Source organism: Kitasatospora sp. NPDC058032, from assembly GCF_042885845.1.
In the GTDB taxonomy this organism is placed as follows: Bacteria; Actinomycetota; Actinomycetes; order Streptomycetales; family Streptomycetaceae; genus Kitasatospora.
Window position 1 is genome coordinate 120,436 of record NZ_JBHVRK010000020.1, and the last position, 18,611, is coordinate 139,046.

The 18,611-nt window shown below is 73.2% G+C and carries 18 protein-coding genes; 6 read left to right on the forward strand and 12 right to left on the reverse strand.

Annotation, left to right across the window (positions count from 1 at the left end; translation table 11 throughout):
* Window positions 1–28 precede the first annotated feature (28 nt).
* Both ACFVUH_RS27830 and ACFVUH_RS27835 read right to left on the reverse strand, forming a co-directional pair.
* Window positions 29–826: an SURF1 family protein gene (locus ACFVUH_RS27830; protein WP_355374653.1), complete on the reverse strand. Its 798-nt coding sequence runs from the start codon at window positions 824–826 to the stop codon at window positions 29–31.
* Between the two features lie 31 nt (window positions 827–857).
* On the reverse strand, window positions 858–1,856 hold the full coding sequence (locus ACFVUH_RS27835; RefSeq protein WP_355374650.1) for a DEDDh family exonuclease: 999 nt from the start codon (window positions 1,854–1,856) through the stop codon (window positions 858–860).
* Window positions 1,857–2,039: 183 nt separating this feature from the next.
* On the opposite strand from ACFVUH_RS27835, the gene ACFVUH_RS27840 reads away from it, so the two are divergent.
* From ACFVUH_RS27840 to moaA, 4 genes are all read left to right on the forward strand, one after another.
* Window positions 2,040–3,083: a zinc-dependent alcohol dehydrogenase family protein gene (locus ACFVUH_RS27840; RefSeq protein WP_355374647.1), complete on the forward strand. Its 1,044-nt coding sequence runs from the start codon at window positions 2,040–2,042 to the stop codon at window positions 3,081–3,083.
* 263 nt (window positions 3,084–3,346) lie between these two features.
* Window positions 3,347–3,703, forward strand: coding sequence for a DUF485 domain-containing protein (locus tag ACFVUH_RS27845; protein WP_355374644.1), 357 nt, complete (start codon window positions 3,347–3,349; stop codon window positions 3,701–3,703).
* On the forward strand, window positions 3,700–5,310 hold the full coding sequence (locus tag ACFVUH_RS27850) for a cation acetate symporter (protein ID WP_355374641.1): 1,611 nt from the start codon (window positions 3,700–3,702) through the stop codon (window positions 5,308–5,310). The genes ACFVUH_RS27845 and ACFVUH_RS27850 overlap by 4 nt, the downstream gene beginning before the upstream one ends.
* 90 nt (window positions 5,311–5,400) lie before the next feature.
* Complete coding sequence (gene moaA / locus ACFVUH_RS27855) at window positions 5,401–6,390, forward strand: GTP 3',8-cyclase MoaA (RefSeq protein WP_387916010.1); 990 nt, start codon at window positions 5,401–5,403, stop codon at window positions 6,388–6,390.
* 48 nt (window positions 6,391–6,438) lie between these two features.
* Here the strand turns inward: moaA and ACFVUH_RS27860 are convergent, their stop codons facing one another.
* The 6 genes from ACFVUH_RS27860 to ACFVUH_RS27885 form a co-directional block, all read right to left on the reverse strand.
* Window positions 6,439–6,678, reverse strand: coding sequence for a hypothetical protein (locus ACFVUH_RS27860; protein ID WP_355374636.1), 240 nt, complete (start codon window positions 6,676–6,678; stop codon window positions 6,439–6,441).
* Between the two features lie 258 nt (window positions 6,679–6,936).
* Complete coding sequence (locus tag ACFVUH_RS27865; RefSeq protein WP_387916012.1) at window positions 6,937–7,326, reverse strand: DUF3099 domain-containing protein; 390 nt, start codon at window positions 7,324–7,326, stop codon at window positions 6,937–6,939.
* 104 nt (window positions 7,327–7,430) lie between these two features.
* Complete coding sequence (locus ACFVUH_RS27870; RefSeq protein WP_355374631.1) at window positions 7,431–7,979, reverse strand: RNA 2'-phosphotransferase; 549 nt, start codon at window positions 7,977–7,979, stop codon at window positions 7,431–7,433.
* Window positions 7,980–8,007: 28 nt separating this feature from the next.
* Entirely contained in the window at window positions 8,008–9,414 is a 1,407-nt protein-coding gene (locus ACFVUH_RS27875; protein WP_387916014.1) for a metallopeptidase TldD-related protein, read from the reverse strand.
* Complete coding sequence (locus ACFVUH_RS27880) at window positions 9,414–11,012, reverse strand: TldD/PmbA family protein (RefSeq protein ID WP_387916043.1); 1,599 nt, start codon at window positions 11,010–11,012, stop codon at window positions 9,414–9,416. Before ACFVUH_RS27880 ends, ACFVUH_RS27875 begins: the two co-directional genes overlap by 1 nt.
* A 131-nt stretch (window positions 11,013–11,143) precedes the next feature.
* On the reverse strand, window positions 11,144–12,289 hold the full coding sequence (locus tag ACFVUH_RS27885) for an MBL fold metallo-hydrolase (RefSeq protein WP_387916016.1): 1,146 nt from the start codon (window positions 12,287–12,289) through the stop codon (window positions 11,144–11,146).
* Window positions 12,290–12,663: 374 nt separating this feature from the next.
* On the opposite strand from ACFVUH_RS27885, the gene fabG reads away from it, so the two are divergent.
* Both fabG and fabI read left to right on the forward strand, forming a co-directional pair.
* Entirely contained in the window at window positions 12,664–13,383 is a 720-nt protein-coding gene (fabG, locus tag ACFVUH_RS27890) for a 3-oxoacyl-[acyl-carrier-protein] reductase (protein ID WP_355374625.1), read from the forward strand.
* 1 nt (window position 13,384) lies between these two features.
* On the forward strand, window positions 13,385–14,152 hold the full coding sequence (gene fabI / locus ACFVUH_RS27895) for an enoyl-ACP reductase FabI (RefSeq protein WP_387916018.1): 768 nt from the start codon (window positions 13,385–13,387) through the stop codon (window positions 14,150–14,152).
* Window positions 14,153–14,228: 76 nt separating this feature from the next.
* Here the strand turns inward: fabI and ACFVUH_RS27900 are convergent, their stop codons facing one another.
* The 4 genes from ACFVUH_RS27900 to ACFVUH_RS27915 form a co-directional block, all read right to left on the reverse strand.
* Window positions 14,229–15,284, reverse strand: coding sequence for a hypothetical protein (locus tag ACFVUH_RS27900; RefSeq protein ID WP_355374619.1), 1,056 nt, complete (start codon window positions 15,282–15,284; stop codon window positions 14,229–14,231).
* Window positions 15,281–17,449, reverse strand: a complete 2,169-nt coding sequence (locus tag ACFVUH_RS27905) for a DUF6571 family protein (RefSeq protein ID WP_387916020.1) — start codon at window positions 17,447–17,449, stop codon at window positions 15,281–15,283. The genes ACFVUH_RS27900 and ACFVUH_RS27905 overlap by 4 nt, the downstream gene beginning before the upstream one ends.
* Window positions 17,450–17,453: 4 nt before the next feature.
* Window positions 17,454–17,792: a hypothetical protein gene (locus ACFVUH_RS27910; RefSeq protein ID WP_355374614.1), complete on the reverse strand. Its 339-nt coding sequence runs from the start codon at window positions 17,790–17,792 to the stop codon at window positions 17,454–17,456.
* Between the two features lie 124 nt (window positions 17,793–17,916).
* Window positions 17,917–18,591, reverse strand: a complete 675-nt coding sequence (locus ACFVUH_RS27915; protein WP_387916022.1) for a FadR/GntR family transcriptional regulator — start codon at window positions 18,589–18,591, stop codon at window positions 17,917–17,919.
* Window positions 18,592–18,611: the final 20 nt, after the last annotated feature.

Genomic DNA, 18,611 nt, shown 5'->3' on the forward strand with positions numbered 1-18,611 from the left:
CCCCCGGGGAGGGCTCCCGGGGAGGGGATCAGGCGGGGACGGCGACCGCCACGCCCTCGGCCTCGGCGGCCTCCTTGCGGCGGTCCTTGGCCTCCCGGCGCGCCATCACCGCGAACCCGACCGGGATCAGCGCGGTGAACAGCCACCACTGGATCGCGTACGCCATGTGCGGGCCGATGTCGGAGTGGTTGGGCTCGGGGAGCAGCTCGGGCTGCTCGGCCGGGGCCGGCTCGGTGGCGGTGAGCTCCAGGTAGCCGCCGAGCAGGGCGGCGCCGTTCTCCTTGGTCTGCTGGGTGCTGCTGATCAGGGTGAACTGCCGGTCCGGCAGGCCGGCCCGGTCCTTGATGCTGCCGGAGGCGGCCTCGTCGGCGCGCAGCCGGCCGGTCAGGGTGACCTGGCCGGCCGGTGCCGCCGGGACGGCCGGGTACTCGGCGGCGGAGGTGCCGGAGGGCACCCAGCCGCGGTTGACCAGCACGCTCCCCCTGCCGTCGGCGAGCACCAGCGGGGTGACCACGAAGTAGCCGATCTTGTCCCCGCTGGAGTCGGTCCGCTTGCGGACCACGAACTCGTGCGCCGGGTCGTACTGTCCGGTGGCCGTCACGGGGCGCCAGGTGAGGTCCTTGGGCACGGTGAAGCCGGGCGCGGCCGACAGGGTGTCGAACGGCACGGGCTCGGCGGTGAGGGACCGGGCGATCAGCTGGTTGCGGTCCACCCGCGCCTCGTGGCGGTGCAACTGCCAGAACCCCAGCCGGATGGTCGTGGGGATCAGCAGCAGGGCGATCAGCAGGGTGATCAGCCAGCGCCGGGAGAGCAGAAAACGGTACACACGGGCACCGTACGCCCTGCTCACCACCGGCTCACCCACCGGGGTGCGGGGCGACCTCGCGCAGCAGTTGGAGGAAGGCGTCCTCGCCGACCACCGGTGTGCCGACCTCGCGGGCCTTGCGGGCCTTGCCGCTCCAGCTGTCCGGCTCGTTGGTGACCAGCAGGCTGGTGAGCCGGCTCACCGAGGTGGCGATGTGCAGTCCGGCCTCGACGGCGCGGTCCTCCAGCAGCTCGCGGTCGGTGGCGGTGTCGCCGGTGAACGCCACCCGCATGCCCTGCACCAGCGGCTTGCCGTCCTCCCAGCGCCCGGGGTTCGGGTACGGGCACGGTGGGCGCTTCTTGGCCTGCCGGTACGCGGCGCCGGTCCAGGAGGCGCGGCCCGGGGAGGCGGGCGCGTCCTCGCCGAGGTCGGTGACGGCCACGCAGGACTGCAGCGGCAGCGGGACGCCCCCCGAGCGGGCCAGGTGGAGGCTGGGGCGGAACGCCTCGGCGAGCACCCGGGCGTCGTCCAGCGCGTTGTGCGCCTGCCGCTGGTGGACGCCGAAGTAGGCGGCCAGCGAGGACAGCTTGCCGTTGGGCAGCGGCAGCCGCAGGTCGCGGGCCAGCACCATGGTGCACAGCCGCTGCTCGACCGGGGCGTGCAGGCCGGCCCGGGAGAACTCGCGGGAGATCATGTTCCAGTCGAAGAGCGCGTTGTGGGCGACCATCACCCGGCCGCGCAGCCGCTCGGCGAACTCGTCGGCGATCTGCGGAAAGGTGGGCGCGCCGGCCAGCTGGTCGCCGGTGAGGCCGTGGATCCAGACCGGGCCGGGGTCGCGCTCCGGGTTGACCAGGGTGTACCAGTGGTCGACGACGTCGCCGTCCGCGTCCAGCCGGTAGACGCCGGCGGAGATGACGCGGTCCGTGCGGCCGAGGCCGGTGGTCTCGACGTCCACCACCGCGTAGCCGCCGGCGGGGGCGGCGGAGCGCTGGGCCGGGACCGCGGCGGTCCGGGGTGCTGCGCCGGGGGTCTCGGGCTGGATCGCGTACATGGTCCAACAGGATAAGGCCCGCCGGTGACCGCGGACGGCGGTTCGCCGGTGGCGGGGGTCGCCCGGAGGGTCGGCCGGGACCGGTCGGAATAGAGTGGACGGTGCAGTCGTCGTACATCCGGTCGATTGTTTTCCGGTCGCCCGCGGTACCGGTGCGGGCACCTCTGGTAAGGACGAACCCCCATGCGCGCCACGGTCATCCACGGTCCCAACGACATCCGGATCGAGGAGGTGCCGGACCCGGTGGTCCAGCAGCCGACCGACGTGGTGGTGCGGGTGGTGAACGCCTGCATCTGCGGCAGCGACCTGTGGGCGTACCGCGGGGTCGCCGCACGGGTGGCCGGGCAGCGGATCGGGCACGAGTTCCTCGGGGTGGTGGAGGAGGCCGGCGCCGAGGTGCGGGGTGTGCGGCCGGGCGACCTGGTGGTGGCGCCGTTCGTCTGGTCGGACGGCACCTGTGACTTCTGTCGCGAGGGGCTGCAGACCTCCTGCCCGCACGGCGGCTTCTGGGGCCAGGTCGGCTCGGACGGCGGGCAGGGCGAGGCGGTGCGCGTCCCGTTCGCGGACGGCACCCTGGTGAAGCTGCCCAAGGAGGCGCAGGGCGACGAGAAGCTGCTGCCGGGGCTGCTGGCGCTCTCCGACGTGATGGCGACCGGGCACCACGCGGCGGTCTCGGCGCGGGTGCGCCCGGGCGCCACGGTGGCGGTGGTCGGCGACGGCGCGGTGGGCCTGTGCGGGGTGCTGGCCGCCCACCGGCTGGGCGCCGGGCGGATCATCGCGCTGGGCCGGCACACCGCGCGCACCGACCTGGCCCGCCGGTTCGGCGCGACCGACGTGGTCGCCGAGCGCGGCGAGGCGGCGATCGAGGCGGTCCGCGAGCTGACCGGCGGGCAGGGCGCGCACGCCGTGCTGGAGGCGGTCGGCACCGAGGAGTCGATGCGCACCGCCGTGTCGATCGCCCGGGACGGCGGCGCCGTCGGCTACGTGGGCGTGCCGCACGGCGGCAGCGCCGGCGTCGACATCGGTCAGATGTTCGGCCGGAACGTGTCGCTCAACGGCGGGGTCGCGCCGGCCCGCGCGTACATCCCCGAGCTGCTGCCGGACGTCCTGTCCGGCGCCATCGAGCCGGGCCTGGTCTTCGACCGGACGGTGGACCTCGACGGCGTCCCGGACGGCTACCGGGCGATGGACGACCGATCGGCGCTGAAGGTGCGGGTGGCTTTCTGACGCACCGCTGTTGACGCACCGCCAGGGGTGGCTCCGGTTGACCGGGGCCACCCCTTCGGTATGTCCCGGATGCACCCCGGACGGGTGGTTTTCGGTCAATCGGCTGCTGCGAAAGAGCGAACGAATGGCTGAACACTGTCAAACCCTTCCGGGTGACGCCCCGTCCTCCTAGCATTGCGCGGCGCGCATCGGACCTGTGACTTCGCTCACGTTCGATCGTTTCCACTGATGCGACCACTACGCCGAAGGAGTGAGGAGTCAGAGTGGAATCGCCGCCGATCGACACCATCCCCAGCGAAACCCAACTCATCGAGGAGAGCGCGGAGTTCCGAACCCTCCGGCGCTCGTTCCGGAACTTCGCGTTCCCGGTCACCATCGGTTTCGTGCTCTGGTACCTGCTCTACGTGCTGCTCTCCGGCTACGCCCCCGCCCTGATGGGCACCAAGGTCGTCGGGCACGTCAACGTCGCCCTGGTGCTCGGGCTGATGCAGTTCGCCACGACCTTCGCCATCGCCGCCTGGTACGCGCGCTACGCCGACCGGAGGATCGACCCCGGCGCGGCCGCGATCCGCGAGGCGCGCGGTGCGGTCGTCCACGCGCCCCGGGAGGCCGCCGAATGAACCTGCTCGCCAGCTCCGCCACCGACCACCGCGGCCTCACGATGACCCTGTTCGGGATCTTCGTGCTCACCACCCTCGGCATCACCGTCTGGGCCGGCCGGCAGACCAAGGACGCCGCCGACTTCTACGCCGGCGGCCGGGCCTTCTCCGGCTTCCAGAACGGCCTCGCCATCTCCGGCGACTACATGTCCGCCGCCTCCTTCCTCGGCATCGCCGGCGCCATCGCGCTGTTCGGCTACGACGGCTTCCTCTACTCCATCGGCTTCCTGGTCGCCTGGCTGGTCGCACTGCTGCTGGTCGCCGAGCCGCTGCGCAACTCCGGCCGCTACACCATGGCCGACGTGCTGGCGTTCCGGATGCGCCAGCGCCCGGTGCGCACCGCCGCCGGCATCTCCACCATCGTGGTGTCGATCTTCTACCTGCTCGCCCAGATGGTCGGCGCCGGCAGCCTGGTCGCCCTGCTCCTCGGGGTCAGCGGCGACGGCGCCAAGCGCTGGACGATCGTCGCGGTCGGCGCGCTGATGGTCCTCTACGTCGCCATGGGCGGCATGAAGGGCACCACCTGGGTGCAGATCGTCAAGGCGGTGCTGCTGATCGCCGGCACCGCGCTGATGACCGTCCTGGTGCTGGCCAAGTACCACTTCAACCTCTCCGCCCTGCTCGGCGCCGCCGCCGACGCCAGCGGCAAGGCCGACGCCTTCCTCGAACCGGGGCTGAAGTACGGCGCCACCGGCACCAGCAAGCTCGACTTCCTCAGCCTCGGCCTGGCCCTGGTGCTCGGCACCGCGGGCCTGCCGCACATCCTGGTCCGCTTCTACACCGTGCCCACCGCCAAGGCCGCCCGGAAGTCGGTGCTCTGGGCGATCGGCATCATCGGCGGCTTCTACCTGATGACCCTCGCGCTCGGCTTCGGCGCCGCCGCGCTGGTCGGCCCCAAGGCGATCAAGGCCGCCAACGCGGCCGGCAACACCGCCGCCCCGCAGCTCGCCGAACAGCTCGGCGGCGGCGCGGGCACCACCGGCGGGGCGGTGCTGCTCGCGGTGATCTCCGCGGTCGCCTTCGCCACCATCCTCGCCGTCGTCGCCGGACTGACCCTCGCCTCCTCGGCCTCCTTCGCCCACGACCTCTACGTCAACGTCTTCCGGCGCGGCAAGGTCTCCGAGCGCGAGGAGGTGCGGGTCGCCAAGTGGGCGGCCGCCGGGATCGGCGCGGTGGCGATCGTGCTCAGCCTGTTCGCCGACAAGCTCAACACCGCCGCCCTGGTCGCCCTGGCCTTCGCGGTGGCCGCCTCGGCGAACCTGCCCACCCTGCTGTACTCGCTGTTCTGGAAGCGCTTCAACACCGCCGGCGCGGTCAGCTCGGTCTACACCGGCCTGGTCACCGCGGTGGTGCTGGTGGTCTTCTCCCCGGTGGTCTCGGGCGCGAAGAACTCGCTCTTCCCGCACTCCGACTTCCACTGGTTCCCGCTGGAGAACCCCGGACTGGTCTCCATCCCGGCCGGCTTCCTGGCCGGCTGGATCGGCACCGTGCTCTCCCGCCGCGGGGCCGACCCGGCGAAGTACGCTGAACTCGAGGTGCGCTCGCTCACCGGGTTGGGCGCCCACTGACGGACGGGCGGTGACTAAGCTGGCCCGGCCCCGCCGTGACGGAGGCCGGGCCGGCCGCCCTGGCGGCACCTCACTCGGGAAGGGACCGCCGTGCTGCTCGACACCTTCGGCCGCCGCGCCGTCGACCTGCGGGTCTCCCTCACCGACCGGTGCAACCTGCGCTGCACCTACTGCATGCCCGAGGAGGGCCTGCAGTGGCTGGCCAAGCCCGAGCTGCTCACCGACGAGGAGATCGTCCGGCTGGTGACCCTCGCCGTGCGCGACCTCGGCGTCCAGGAGGTCCGCTTCACCGGCGGGGAGCCGCTGCTGCGCCCCGGGCTGGTCGGCATCGTCGAGGCCTGCGCGGCCCTCGACCCGCGCCCCGAGCTGTCGCTCACCACCAACGGCATCGGCCTCGCCCGCACCGCGGTGGCGCTGCGCTCGGCCGGCCTGGACCGGGTCAACGTCTCGCTGGACACCCTCGACGGGTCCACCTTCCAGACCCTCACCCGGCGCCGCCGCCACCACGACGTGCTGGCCGGCCTGGCCGCCGCCGAGGCCGCCGGGCTCGTCCCGGTGAAGCTCAACGCGGTGCTGATGCGCGGCGTCAACGAGCACGAGGCGCCGGACCTGCTCGCCTGGTGCCTGGAGCGCGGCTACGAGCTGCGGTTCATCGAGCAGATGCCGCTGGACGCCCAGCACGGCTGGGACCGCTCCGCGATGATCACTGCCGAGGAGATCCTGGAGCGGCTGTCCGCCCGCTTCACCCTCACCCCCGAGCCCTCGGGCCGTCGCGGTGCGGCGCCCGCCGAGCGCTGGGTGGTGGACGGCGGCCCCGGCCGGGTCGGTGTGATCGCCTCGGTGACCCGCCCGTTCTGCCGCGCCTGCGACCGCACCCGGCTCACCGCCGACGGTCAGGTCCGCAACTGCCTCTTCGCCACCGGTGAGACCGATCTGCGCACCGCCCTGCGCTCCGGCGCGGACGACGCCGAGCTGGCCGCGCTGTGGCGTGCGGCGATGTGGGGCAAGAAGGCCGGCGCCGGCATCGACCAGCCGGACTTCCACCAGCCGGTGCGTCCGATGTCGGCCATCGGCGGCTGAGGCCGGCCGAGGCGCGGTCCGGGGGCGCGGGCCGGGGTCGGCCGGGGCTCAGGCCCCGGGGGTCCCGTCGCCCTGACCGGTGAACGGCAGGACCTCCTTGAGGAAGCCGCGCACCCCGAGGAACTGCGAGAGGTGCTCGCGGTGCTCCTCGCAGGCCAGCCAGGTCTTGCGGCGGTCCGGGGTGTGCAGCTTGGGGTTGTTCCAGACCAACTCCCAGACGGCGTCCGCGCGGCAGCCCTTCGCGGAGCAGATCGGGGTCTGCGGCTGGGGGGCGTCGGGGAGCAGCATCGGCGGTCGTCCTCGGGCGGTCGGCGGGGTGGTCGTCACCGCCAGTCTGTCACGCACCCCGGCATGCGCACATGGCGACGCCGGGCAGCCACGGGGGGAGCCGCCCGGCGTCGGTCCGTCGCTCCGACGGGGGATGCGGAGCGCGTACGCAGTATGTCACGGGGCGGGGTGGGTATGGGGAGGTCTTGCATGATTAATCTGAGCTTCTTTTGAGCTTTCCGCCTGGGCAATCGGTGGAAAATAGCTCAAAACGGACGCTCAGTTCCGGCCCTGTGAAGAATCGGTGGGCACACGTCCGGCCCCATCAGCACCCTGCGTCACATCCGCCCCCTGAGGCCCACTGCCGCCGGGGCCCAGCATCAGCGGGGTGGTCGCCGGCACGTCGAAGGTGGACGGCAGGCCCGGCGCCTTCTCCCGGCCCGCGTTGGCGAGCAGCACCGCGAAGTACGGCAGCAGCACTCCGCCCGCCAGCGCCACGAACGCCAGCCACCGCTGGACGTCCCACAGCACCACCGCGAGCAGCACGCACACGGTCCGCAGCAGCATCGAGGCCACGTAGCGGCGCTGGCGGCCGCGGACGTCCTCGCTGAGGCTGCTGCGGGCTCCCGTGATCCGGTAGACCTGCCCGCCGTCGGGGCTCTTGCCCATGTCCCAAACCGCCTTCGTCCGCGCACCCGCGCGCCTCGTCGCGCGGCCTCCTCACGGTACGCCGGGAGCGGGGCGACGACGAGACCGGGGCCGCGTGCGTACGCCTATCGGCCCTGGGCGAGGTACTGCGGAGGCACCGCGTCCGTCAGCCAGACCCCGTTGGCGCTCACCCGGAACTCGTGTCCCGCCTCGGCCATCGCGGCCGCGTCGACCAGGAGCACCACCGGCCGGCCGTGCCGGGCGCCGACCCGGGTGGCGGTCTCGACGTCCGCCGACAGGTGGACGTCCTGCCGGGCCATCGGGCGCAGGCCTTCCCGGAGGATCGCCGCCAGGCTCCGGGTCGCGGTGCCGTGGAACAGCACCGGCGGGGGCTCGGTGGCGGCCAGACCGAGGTCGACCGCCACCGTGTGCCCCTGGCTGGCGCGGATCGAGAGGCCGTCCGGCGAGTAGGCGAAGCGGCGCTTGTTGTTGGTCGCCACCACGTGGTCCAGCTCGGCCCTGGTCAGCCGGGTACCCCGGGCCGCCAGCGCGCCGAGCAGCACGTCCACCCGGACCCAGCCGGCCGGGTCCAGGGTGACCCCGACCCGGCCGGGGTCGTGCCGCAGGATGCGCGACAGCATCTTGCTGGTCCTGACCGTGCGCTTCTCGTCCACGCCTCTCGATCCTCCTCCAGGCCGGGCCCTACGAGGCCTGGCTGACCGAACTCATGTTGAACCCCGGCACCCGCACCGGCGGCATCGCCGTCCGGGTGAACCAGTCGCTCCACTCGCGCGGCAGGCAGCGCTCCGTGCGGCCGACCTCGGTGATCCGGCCGAGCAGGTCCACCGGCGACTCGTTGAAGCGGAAGTTGTTGACCGCGCCGACCACCTCGCCGTTCTCCACCAGGTAGACGCCGTCCCGGGTGAGACCGGTCAGCAGCAGGGTCGCCGGGTCCACCTCGCGGATGTACCAGAGGCAGGTGAGCAGCAGCCCGCGCTCGGTGCGCGCGATCATCTCCTCCAGGGTCGGCGCGGCCTCCTGGTCGGCCGTCTCCAGGACGAGGTTGTCGATCGCCGGGCGCACCGGCAGCCCGCCCAGCGCCGCCGCGTGGCGGCTGCTGACCAGGGCGGTCAGCTCGCCGTCGCGGATCCAGTCGGTCGCGGTCAGCGGCAGGCCGTTGTCGAACACCGAGGACTCGTCCTCGCTGGCGTGCACCAGCGCGAACGGCGCGGACTCCAGGCCCGGCTCGTGCGGGTCGGAGCGCAGCGTCAGCGGCAGCCCGGCCAGCTTGTCGCCGATCCGGGTGCCCCCACCGGGCCGGGAGAAGACGGTGCGGCCCTCGAAGGCGTCCCGCCCGCCGGCCGACCAGGTCAGGTACACCATGAGGTCGGCGACGGCGGACGGCGGCAGCAGGGTCTCGTAGCGGCCGGCCGGCAGGTCGATCCGGCGCTCGCCCCAGCCGAGCCGCCGGGTCGCCTCGGCGTGCAGGGCGGTGACGTCCACGTCCGAGAAGTCCCGGGTGGCGGCGCCGGTCCAGGCCGAGCCGGACAGGTCGGCGGTCTTGGCGTTCAGCTCGACCGTGCCGGTCGGCTGGTCGTGGCGCAGCCGCAGGCCGGTGGAGCTGCCCAGGTAGCTGGTGACCAGCTCGTGCCGGGCGAAGCCGTACAGCAGCTCGCCCTGCTCGGCGGCGCGGGCGAAGGCCCGGCCGAGGGCCGGTCCGAACTCCGCGAACACCTCGATCGAGGTCTCCCCGGGCGGCTCGGTGAAGTGCGGCGAGTTCGGCTGCTCGGCGACGGTGACCAGCGGCTGCGCGTCCTCGGCCGGGCCGGCCGCGCGGGCGGCCTCCTCGGCGGCCCGGACCAGCTCGGCCACCTCCTGGGGTTCGACGGCCTCGCGGGAGACCACGCCGGAGGCGGTGCCCTCGGCGCCGGCCACCGTGGCGATCACGGTCAGCCGCCGGCCCCGGGTGACGCCGTTGGTGGTGAGCGCGTTGCCGGCCCAGCGCAGGTTGGCGCTCGACTCCTCATCGGCGATCACCACGCAGCCGTCGGCGCGGGAGAGGCCGAGCGCCAGCTCGACGAGTTCGTGGGGCTGCGTCGTCGCGGTCATCAGTGACCCGCCTCCTGCTGGGTGTTGAGCACGTTGACGTTGCGGAAGAGCGCCGAGGGGCAGCCGTGGCTGACGGCGGCGACCTGGCCGGGCTGCGCCTTGCCGCAGTTGAAGGCCCCGCCGAGCACATAGGTCTGCGGGCCGCCGACGGCCGCCATCGAGCCCCAGAAGTCGGTGGTGGTGGCCTGGTAGGCGAAGTCCTTCACCTGGCCGGCGAGTTCGCCGTTCTTGATGGCGTAGGCCCGCTGCCCGGTGAACTGGAAGTTGTACCTCTGCATGTCGATCGACCACGAACGGTCGCCGACGATGTAGAGGCCGTTCTCGACGCCCGCGAACAGGCCCTCGGTGGACGGGCCGCCGGCGACCGGCTGGAGCGAGACGTTGGCCATCCGCTGCACCGGGACGTGCGCGGGGGAGTCGGCGAAGGCGCAGCCGTTGGAGCGCCCGAAGCCCTTGAGCCCGGCCATCGCGCGGTCGAGCTGGTAGCCGACCAGGACGCCGTCCTTGACGAGGTCCCAGGACTGCGCGGCCACTCCCTCGTCGTCGTAGCCGACGGTGGACAGGCCGTGCTCGGCGGTGCGGTCGCCGGTGACGTGCATCAGCTCGGAGCCGTACTTCAGCGAGCCGAGCCGGTCGAAGGTGGCGAAGGAGGTGCCCGCGTAGGCGGCCTCGTAGCCGAGGGCGCGGTCCAGTTCGGTGGCGTGGCCGATCGACTCGTGGATGGTCAGCCAGAGGTTGGACGGGTCGATCACCAGGTCGTAGCGGCCCGGCCGGACGCTCGGCGCCTTCATCTTCTCGGCCAGGTGGACGGGCAGCGCGGCGAGCTCGGCGTCCCAGTCCCAGCCGGTGCCGGTCAGGCTCTGTCCATCGGGGGACGACCCCCGCGCCCCCGTCAGATATTCCCAGCCGCGCCCGGCCGGCGGGGCCAGGGTGCGCATCGAGTCGAACGCGCCGGTCCGCCCGTCCACCGAGCTGGCCTCCAGCACCGGGTGCAGCCGGATCCGCTGCTGGGTGGTGACGGTGCCGGCGGTGTCCGCGTAGAACTTGTTCTCCTGGACGGTCAGCAGGGTCGCCGAGACGTGCGAGACGCCCTCGGCGGCCAGCAGCCGGGCGCTCCACTCGGAGAGCAGCGCGGTCTTCTCGGCGTCCGGCACCTCGAAGGGGTTCACCTCGTACGCGGAGACCCAGGTGACGTCCCGGTGCACCGGCTCGTCGGCCAGCTCGACGCGCTCCGCCGAGCCCGCCGCCCGGCTGATCCCGCCGGACAGCCGGGCCACCGCGACGGCCTGCTCGGCCACCCGGGCCGCCGCGTCCGGGGTGAGGTCGACCCCGGCGGCGAAGCCCCAGGCGCCGTCGAGCAGCACCCGCACGGCGAAGCCGAGCTGGACGCTGTCGGAGGTGCCGGCCGGGCGGGCGTCGCGCAGCCGCCAGGAGGCGCTGCGGACCCGCTCCAGACGGAAGTCCGCGTGCCCGGCGCCGAGTTCACGGGCCCGGGCGAGGGCGGCGTCGGCGAGGGCGGTCAGCGGGTAGCCGAGGAACAGCGGGTCGACGGCGCGCGGGACGCCGCCGTGGGACGGGGGCGTGGCGGTCGGGGGCAGCGGAGGCAATCGGGCTCCCTGGTCGGGCGGACGGCGGTGCGGCGCCCCGGTACCGACAGGGGCGCCCGAACCGCATCATTTCCCGCAAAGGGGCTTTCGGCCAGCGTATTTCCGGTGCGGCGGCCGGCCGGCTACCCGATGCCCTCCCACCAGCCCTCCAGCTCCGGCGGGTTGTCGACGTCGACCCGCTCGCCGGGGCGCGGGACGGCCAGCCGCACGCCGTGCTCCTTGGCCGCCACCAGCAGCCGCTCGACGGGCTCGGCCCACGGGTGCAGGCCCAGGTTGAAGGTGCACCAGTGCACCGGGAGCAGCAGCTCGGCGTTGAGCTCGCGGTGGGCGCGGACGGCGTCCTCGGGCGTCATGTGGATGTCCGCCCAGGCCGGGTCGTAGGCGCCGACCTGGACCAGCGCGGCGTCGAACGGGCCGTGCTCGGCGCCGATCCGCGCGTAGCCCTCGAAGTAGCCGGAGTCGCCGGTGTAGTAGACCTTGCGGCTCGGCCCGGCGACGACCCAGGACCCCCACAGGGTGGTGTTGCGGGTCAGGCCGCGGCCGGAGAAGTGGTGGGCGGCGGTCAGGGTGAGCGCCAGGTCGCCGAGGGTGCAGGTCTCGTCCCAGTCCAGCTCGATGATCCGGTGCTCGGGCACGCCCCAGCGGCGCAGGTGGGCGCCGATGCCGAGCGGCACCGCGAACGGCGCGGACTGACTGCGCACCAGCCGCCGGACCGTCGCCATGTCCAGGTGGTCGTAGTGGTCGTGCGAGATGAGCACCGCGTCGACCTGCGGCAGCTCCTCCAGTTCCACCGGCACCGGGTGCAGCCGGCGCGGGCCGACCTGCGCGGCGGGGGAGCAGCGCTCGCTCCAGATCGGGTCGAGCAGCACCCGGGAGCCCTCGATCTCGACCAGCGCGGAGGCGTGCCCGTACCAGGTGACCGCCACGCCCTCGGCGGCCGCACCGGCGGCGTCGGCCGGGCGGACGACGGGCACCGCGCCGTTCGGGGTGCGGCCGGCGCGCTGGAACAGCACCCGGCGCACCGTCTCCGGGTCGATGCCGGACGCCGCGGCCGTCCGGGCCAGCTCGGAGGGCGCGTTGTGGAAGACGCCGTCGCGGTACTGCGGGGAGTTGCGCAGCCGCTCCTCCCGCTCGCCGTCCGGCCGGCGGCCGAATGCCGCCGGGAGGTCGCGCAGCGCCCAGGCGACCGCTCCGGCGCCGACCGCCAGCGCGGCCAGGGCCGCCAGTCGTCCGCGTCGGTGGGTGGTCCCGACCCGTGCCTCGCTCATTCCGCGTTCCGCCTCCGCTCGTCACCGGGGCCGGCTGTCCGGCTGCGGGCCGCCGTCGGCCCCGGTGCGGCGGCCCCGGCGTCGTGCCGCACCAGGGGGCACAACGGGCGTGCACCGTCGCGGGGTTCCCGGACGGGCCGCTCAGTGGACACGACAATCCGGTGCGGACCGGTGGGCGAATCGCGTGAAAACCGGTTGGACGTGAATTGTCGGGTACTGACAGTTCCGTCGCTGCGGCGCTGTCGGAGACCGATTCGCCGCCGCGCCGGGCCGACCGATAGCGTCACACTGCGTACTCGTTGCGATGTACGTGGACATCACGAAGTGGTGCGCGGGCATCACGGCGTGCGCACACAAGGGAGAGAGGTGGATCGTTGAGCCGCTCGGTTCTCGTCACCGGAGGCAACCGGGGCATCGGCCTCGCGATCGCCCAGGCCTTCGCCGAGGCGGGCGACAAGGTCGCCATCACCAGCCGGTCGGGTGAGGTCCCCGAGCAGCTGGCCAAGTTCGACGTGCTCGCGGTGCGCTGCGACATCACCGACAGCGCCCAGGTGGACGCGGCCCTGACCGAGGTCGAGGCCGCGCACGGCGCCGTCGAGGTGCTGGTCGCCAACGCCGGGATCACCAACGACACCCTGCTGCTGCGGATGTCGGAGGAGGCCTTCACCTCCGTCCTGGACACCAACCTCACGGGCACCTTCCGGGTCGTGAAGCGCGCGTCCAAGCTGATGATGCGTGCCCGTAAGGGCAGGATCGTGCTGATCTCCTCGGTCGTCGGCCTCTCCGGCTCCCCGGGCCAGTCCAACTACGCCGCGTCCAAGGCCGGCCTGGTCGGCTTCGCCCGTTCGCTGGCCCGCGAGCTGGGCCCGCGCAACATCACCGTCAACGTGGTCGCTCCCGGCTTCGTGGACACCGACATGACCGCGGTGCTCAGCGACGAGCGCCGCGCGGAGATCGTCGCCGACGTGCCGCTGGGCCGTTACGCGGCGCCCGCCGAGGTCGCTTCCACCGTGCGGTTCCTCGGTTCGGACGAGGCCGCGTACATCACCGGAGCCGTCATTCCCGTCGACGGCGGATTGGGCATGGGTCACTGACATGAGCGGAATCCTCGAGGGCAAGCGCATCCTGATCACCGGTGTGCTGATGGAGTCCTCCATCGCCTTCCACACCGCCAAGCTGGCCCAGGAGCAGGGCGCCGAGGTCATCCTGACCGCCTTCCCGCGGCCGAGCCTGACCGAGCGCATCGCCAAGAAGCTGCCGAACCCGGTCAAGGTCCTGGAGCTGGACGTCTCCAGCGAGGAGCAGCTGGCCGGCATCGCCGACCAGGTGCGCGAGCACCTGCCGAGCCTGGACGGCATCGTCCACTCGATCGGCTTCGCCCCGCAGGACGCCCTGGGCGGCAACTTCCTGAACACGCCGTGGGAGTCCGTGGCCACCGCCGTGCACGTCTCGGCGTTCTCGCTGAAGTCGCTGACCATGGCGCTGCTGCCGCTGATGCAGGACGGCGGCGCGGTCGTCGGCCTCACCTTCGACGCGCAGTACGCCTGGCCGCAGTACGACTGGATGGGCCCGGCGAAGGCCGCCCTGGAGTCGACCAACCGCTACCTGGCCCGCTACCTGGGCGAGCGGGACATCCGCTGCAACCTGGTCTCGGCCGGCCCGCTGGCCTCGATGGCCGCCAAGTCCATCCCGGGCTTCCCCGACCTGGCCGCCACCTGGGACACCCGCTCCCCGCTGAAGTGGGACCTGAGCGACCCGGAGCCGGCCGGCCGCGGCGTCGTCGCCCTGCTGTCGGACTGGTTCCCGAAGACCACCGGCGAGATCGTCCACGTCGACGGCGGCCTGCACGCCATCGGCGCCTGACGCCCCTCGCACACGCCGCTGCCCGGCACCCCTCCCGACGAGGAGCGGTGCCGGGCAGCGGCGTTCCGGTGCCGGGTCACTTCGGGGCGATCGGCTCGCAGCCGCGCTGCCCCGCCACCGCGTTCGCCCAAGAGGTGAACAGCGGCGTGCCGTAACCGGCGGGGTCCACGGGGTCAACGAGGTCGCCGCGCCCGGACAGCTGGAGGAACAGATCGTCCTCGCCGCACGGCGCGTGGACGGCGCTGTACGAGCCGGTGCCCCGCCAGCCGGCCGGCAGCGGCGCCGTCAGCTCCTTGCGCCCGGCGGCGAAGGCCGGGTAGCGGGTGTCGGCGGTGGCGGTGAAGCGGATCGCCGGCTCCGCCATGGTCCCGCTGTAGACCCAGCAGGACTGCAGCGGCGCCGCCGGGTCGCTGACCCGCTGGGCCGGCTCCGGCAGGTCCTTCCCGGTCCCGACGCCCGGCAGGCCGCAGAGCCGCCCGTCGGCGGCGGGCACGGCGGCCGGGCCGGCGGCGGTGAGGTGCATGTCCGGCGCGTCGGCGGCGCCGCAGCCGGAGGAGCCGGCGACCGCCGAGCCGAAGTCGCCGGCGAGCCGGGCGAGGGCCTCCCGGGTCGGCTGGTCCGGGGTCTCCCGGGCCGGGTCGTCCTGCCGGCGGACCCCGCCCTCGCCGCGGTGGCGCACGTCCGCGCTGAGGACGTCGGCGTCCCGGTCGGGGAAGTCCTCCGACGCACCGTCGGCGGGCTTGCGGCAGCCCGCCGGCAGCACCAGCCAGCCGGTGTCGTTGGCGAAGGCGCCGATCGGGCCCCGGTCCGGCTGCGACATCCCCGGATCGACCTGGCTGCGCCGGTCGGCGACCTTGACGCCGTGGGTGCGCAGGGTGAGGTCGGCGCCGTCGCGGGCCTCGATCACGCAGCTGCCCTCCGGCCGCTCACGGTCCTTCGACCGCTCGCTGCGGACGACCTCCAGCCGGCCGCCGCCCAGCACCGCCCGGACGTCCCCGGTCGCGACGGCGCCGTCGCAGAGCCGGTCCGGGAGGAACAGGCCGGTGTACCGCCACGCGGCGAAGCCGCCCGCGCCGAGGGCGAGGACGAGCACGCCGGCGAGGACCGCCCAGGTGCGTCGGGAGAGCCTCACTGCTGACCGTTCCGTCCGAGCGCGCTCATCGCGTTGGCGTGCCCGTTGGTGTGGCCGTTCTCGATGTTGGAGTAGACGAGGTCGGCCCGGGCGTCCGTGGTGTAGCCGTTGGCGCGGCCCCAGCCGAGGGACATCTCCTTGCTCTGGTTCAGGGCCGCGAAGTGGTGGTCGGAGGACGCCTTGTTGCCGGCGTCCTGGGCGTCCTTCTTGACGTCGTCCGCCCACTTCTCGATGCCCATGTCGACGAGCGTGCCCGCGATGTCGCCGACCTCCGGGATGAACCCGGTCACGGTGCCGTTCATCGAGGAGGCGAACGAGCTGGTCTTGTCGGCCCACTCCATCCGGTCGTCCTTGTTGTCCAGGATGACGTCCGAGCGGATGGCGTCGTAGGCGCCGAGCGCGGTGCCGACGCGCTGGGCCGGGACGTCGACCGCGTCGCGGTCCGCGCGCGGGTCGGCCGGCAGGCCGCCGATGACCTCGGCGGCCTTGGCCCGCTCGGCGCTGTAGAGCAGCGCGTAGGCCTCGGGCTCGTCCGAGACGCCGCGCAGGACGCGGACCAGGCTGTCGGCGCCGCCGTCGATGTGGCCCTCGCCGTTCACCTCCTTGACCCCGCCGCCGCCGCTGCTGACGTGGTCGCTGAGGATCTTGTGGGTGTCGTCGACGTAGTCCGACAGGGCGTTGGCGAGCGGCATCTTCAGATCGTCGTGGATCTCGCTGCCCTTGCCGTCCCCGTCCAGGGCCGAGATCACGCCCTCCATGACGCGGGCCTGGGCAGGGGTGTGCGGGCCTCCCTTGTGGGTGCCCTCGCCAGGGACGTCGCCGGTGGCGGCGGCCTCCAGGGCGGCGGCCAGGCCCTCCTGGTGGGTGGCCTTGTCCTGGATCGGCGGGCCGTACAGGGTGTTGGTGAACGTGGTGGGCCACTTGCGGTCGCGCAGCAGGTACTTGAGGCGGTCGTCGGCGCCGGGCGACTTGGGGTCCAGGAACATCGTGGCGGCGTCCGGGTTCTGGCCCATCAGCTTGAGCACGCCGTCCACGGGGTCGTACACCAGGTCCGGGCGCGGGCCGTTGAACTGGTGCATGCCCCAGCGGTTCTTGTCGCCGCGCTCGGCGCTCAGGATGTCGGTGCCGAGGTCGTTCAGGAACTCCTTGCCGTACCCGGCGTTGCCGTGCTGGAGCAGCGTGGCCAGCGTCTGGTAGCCGTAGATCGGCTCGGCGCCGCCGCCGAAGTGGCGCTCGTTGATGTTCTTGACGCCGGCTTCCTGCAGGCCCTTGCGGAAGTCCTGGTAGAACTTGCTGTTGCTGTCCCGGGTGGCGCCGGCGATGGTGTTGGCGAGGTTGGTCTGCAGCTCGCCGTACTCGCCCTTGTTCTTGCCGTCCCGGTCGTTGAGCCGCAGCTCCAGCTCGTCGGCGAGCAGCAGGGTGCCCTCCGGGCCGAGCGCGTTGAGCAGGGTCTGGCCGTAGACCGGGCTGCCGGAGTTGGCCTTCATCAGGTTGTTGAGCTCGGCGAGCTCCTCCGGGGTGAGGGTCTTGCCGTCCTTGATCCGGGCGGCGAGCTCGGCGGCCCGCTTGCCGTCCGCCTCGTCGCCGCCGCCGGCGGCCTGGCCGTTGAACTGGTTGGTCGGGTCGCCGACCTTGGCGGCGCGGCGCAGCTGGAGGGCGGCCCGCTGGTCGGCGGCGGTCGCCTCCTCCAGGGCGATCTTGATCTGCTGCGCCCACTTCCCGGCGGCCTCGCTGCGCTCCTGCTGGTAGTCCCGGTCGTGGCGGTACTCCTGCTTGGTGGCCGGGTCGAGCGCGCCGACGTCGAACATCACGGCGCCGGTGCCGGTCACCTTCATGCCGTCGGCCTGGGCGCCGGCGACGGCCTGCTTCAGCTTCTTCTGCGCCGCCTCGAAGTCGTTCTTGGCGTCGGTGATGATCGAGGCGACGGCTTTGGCCTCGGTCTGCGCGTCGATGCTCTGCTGGCGGGTCGCGCTCACGTGCATGTTGGCGGCGAACGCGGTGGAGCCCATCCACAGGCCCTGGTTGCCGGTGACCGAGAGCACCTCGGTCTCCAGCCGGTGCTGGATCTGCAGGTACTTCCCGGCCATCTCGGTCCAGTCGGCGGCGGCCTTGGCCATCGCGGACGGGTCGGCCTTCATGACGTCCTCGTAACCGAGCAGGCTCATCGGGTCACGCCTTCCCGGTGAACGACGTGGCGATGCCCTGCTCGACGTTCAGGTAGTTGGTGTGGGTCTGGCGCATCATCCCGGCCTCCTGGTTGAGCCGGCCGTTGAGCTGCGACACCTGCTCGTGCCACTCCTTGACCGCGCCGCGCAGCGCCGCCGCGGTGTCCCAGCCGCTCAGCTTCCCGGCCGCCGCCTCGGTCGACTCGTCGGCCCCCTTGCCGGCCGCGGTGCTGTCGTTGGCGATGCCGTCCAGCGCGGTGGCCGCCTTGTCGAGGGCCGGCGTCGACACCTTGGTCGGCCCCCCGCCCGGTCCCTGGCCCAGTTTCAGGTCCGGATCCGCCATCAGTTCTCCCCGTTGTGTGCACACCCGACCGGAGTACGGCCGTCCGCGAATTTTCACGGGACGTTAGCACGCCAAATCGGGCCTCCGGCAAGGCGTGAGGCCGTCCCCCCGGGGGCGGGCGGGGTCAGGCCTCGGGGTCGTTGCAGCGGCCGATGGCGCGGCCGGCCTCGTGCGAGGCGCGCTGGGCGTCGCGGGCGCGGATGGCGTCGACGATCTTGTCGTGGCCGAGGTAGCGCTCGGCGATGAGTTCGGGTCCGACGTCGTGGCGCAGATGGGCCCGGGTGACCTCGCCGAGGTCCGCGTAGAGGGCGGCGAGCACGTCGTTGTGGGCGGCGGAGACGACGGCCTGGTGGAAGGCGGCATCGGCCTGGACGAAGTCCTCGGCGTCGCCCGCGCGCCAGGCGTCCTCGCGGCGGGCGAGCGCGGCGTCGATGAGCACGAGGTCGCGCTCGGTGCGGCGGGTGGCGGCGAGGCCGGCGGCGGAGGTCTCCAGGGTGGCCCGCAGCTCGGCGACCTGGGCGCGTTCGGCGTCGGCGAAGCGGCGGTGCATCACGCCGGCGAGCTCGCTGGTGGCCAGGACGTAGGTGCCGGAGCCCTGGCGGATGTCCAGCAGCCCGTTGTGGGCGAGCGCGCGGACGGCCTCGCGGACCGTGTTCCTCGCCACACCGAGCTGTTCGACGAGGGCGGCCTCGGTCGGGATGCGCGAGCCGACCGGCCACTCGCCGGAGGTGATCTGGGCACGCAGCTGGGAGATCACCTGGTCGGACAGCGGGGTGCGCCTCGGCGAGGACAGCGCCACAAGGACTCCTTGGGTCGGAT

What these genes read in the sequence shown, in the direction of transcription:
- ACFVUH_RS27840 (WP_355374647.1), top strand. Translation starts at nt 2,040, where the DNA reads ATGCGCGCCACGGTCATCCACGGTCCCAACGACATCCGGATCGAGGAG.
- ACFVUH_RS27835 (WP_355374650.1), bottom strand. Translation starts at nt 1,856, where the DNA reads ATGTACGCGATCCAGCCCGAGACCCCCGGCGCAGCACCCCGGACCGCC.
- ACFVUH_RS27850 (WP_355374641.1), top strand. Translation starts at nt 3,700, where the DNA reads ATGAACCTGCTCGCCAGCTCCGCCACCGACCACCGCGGCCTCACGATG.
- ACFVUH_RS27875 (WP_387916014.1), bottom strand. Translation starts at nt 9,414, where the DNA reads ATGACCGCGACGACGCAGCCCCACGAACTCGTCGAGCTGGCGCTCGGC.
- ACFVUH_RS27910 (WP_355374614.1), bottom strand. Translation starts at nt 17,792, where the DNA reads ATGGCGGATCCGGACCTGAAACTGGGCCAGGGACCGGGCGGGGGGCCG.
- ACFVUH_RS27885 (WP_387916016.1), bottom strand. Translation starts at nt 12,289, where the DNA reads ATGAGCGAGGCACGGGTCGGGACCACCCACCGACGCGGACGACTGGCG.
- ACFVUH_RS27860 (WP_355374636.1), bottom strand. Translation starts at nt 6,678, where the DNA reads ATGCTGCTCCCCGACGCCCCCCAGCCGCAGACCCCGATCTGCTCCGCG.
- ACFVUH_RS27865 (WP_387916012.1), bottom strand. Translation starts at nt 7,326, where the DNA reads ATGGGCAAGAGCCCCGACGGCGGGCAGGTCTACCGGATCACGGGAGCC.
- fabI (WP_387916018.1), top strand. Translation starts at nt 13,385, where the DNA reads ATGAGCGGAATCCTCGAGGGCAAGCGCATCCTGATCACCGGTGTGCTG.
- ACFVUH_RS27905 (WP_387916020.1), bottom strand. Translation starts at nt 17,449, where the DNA reads ATGAGCCTGCTCGGTTACGAGGACGTCATGAAGGCCGACCCGTCCGCG.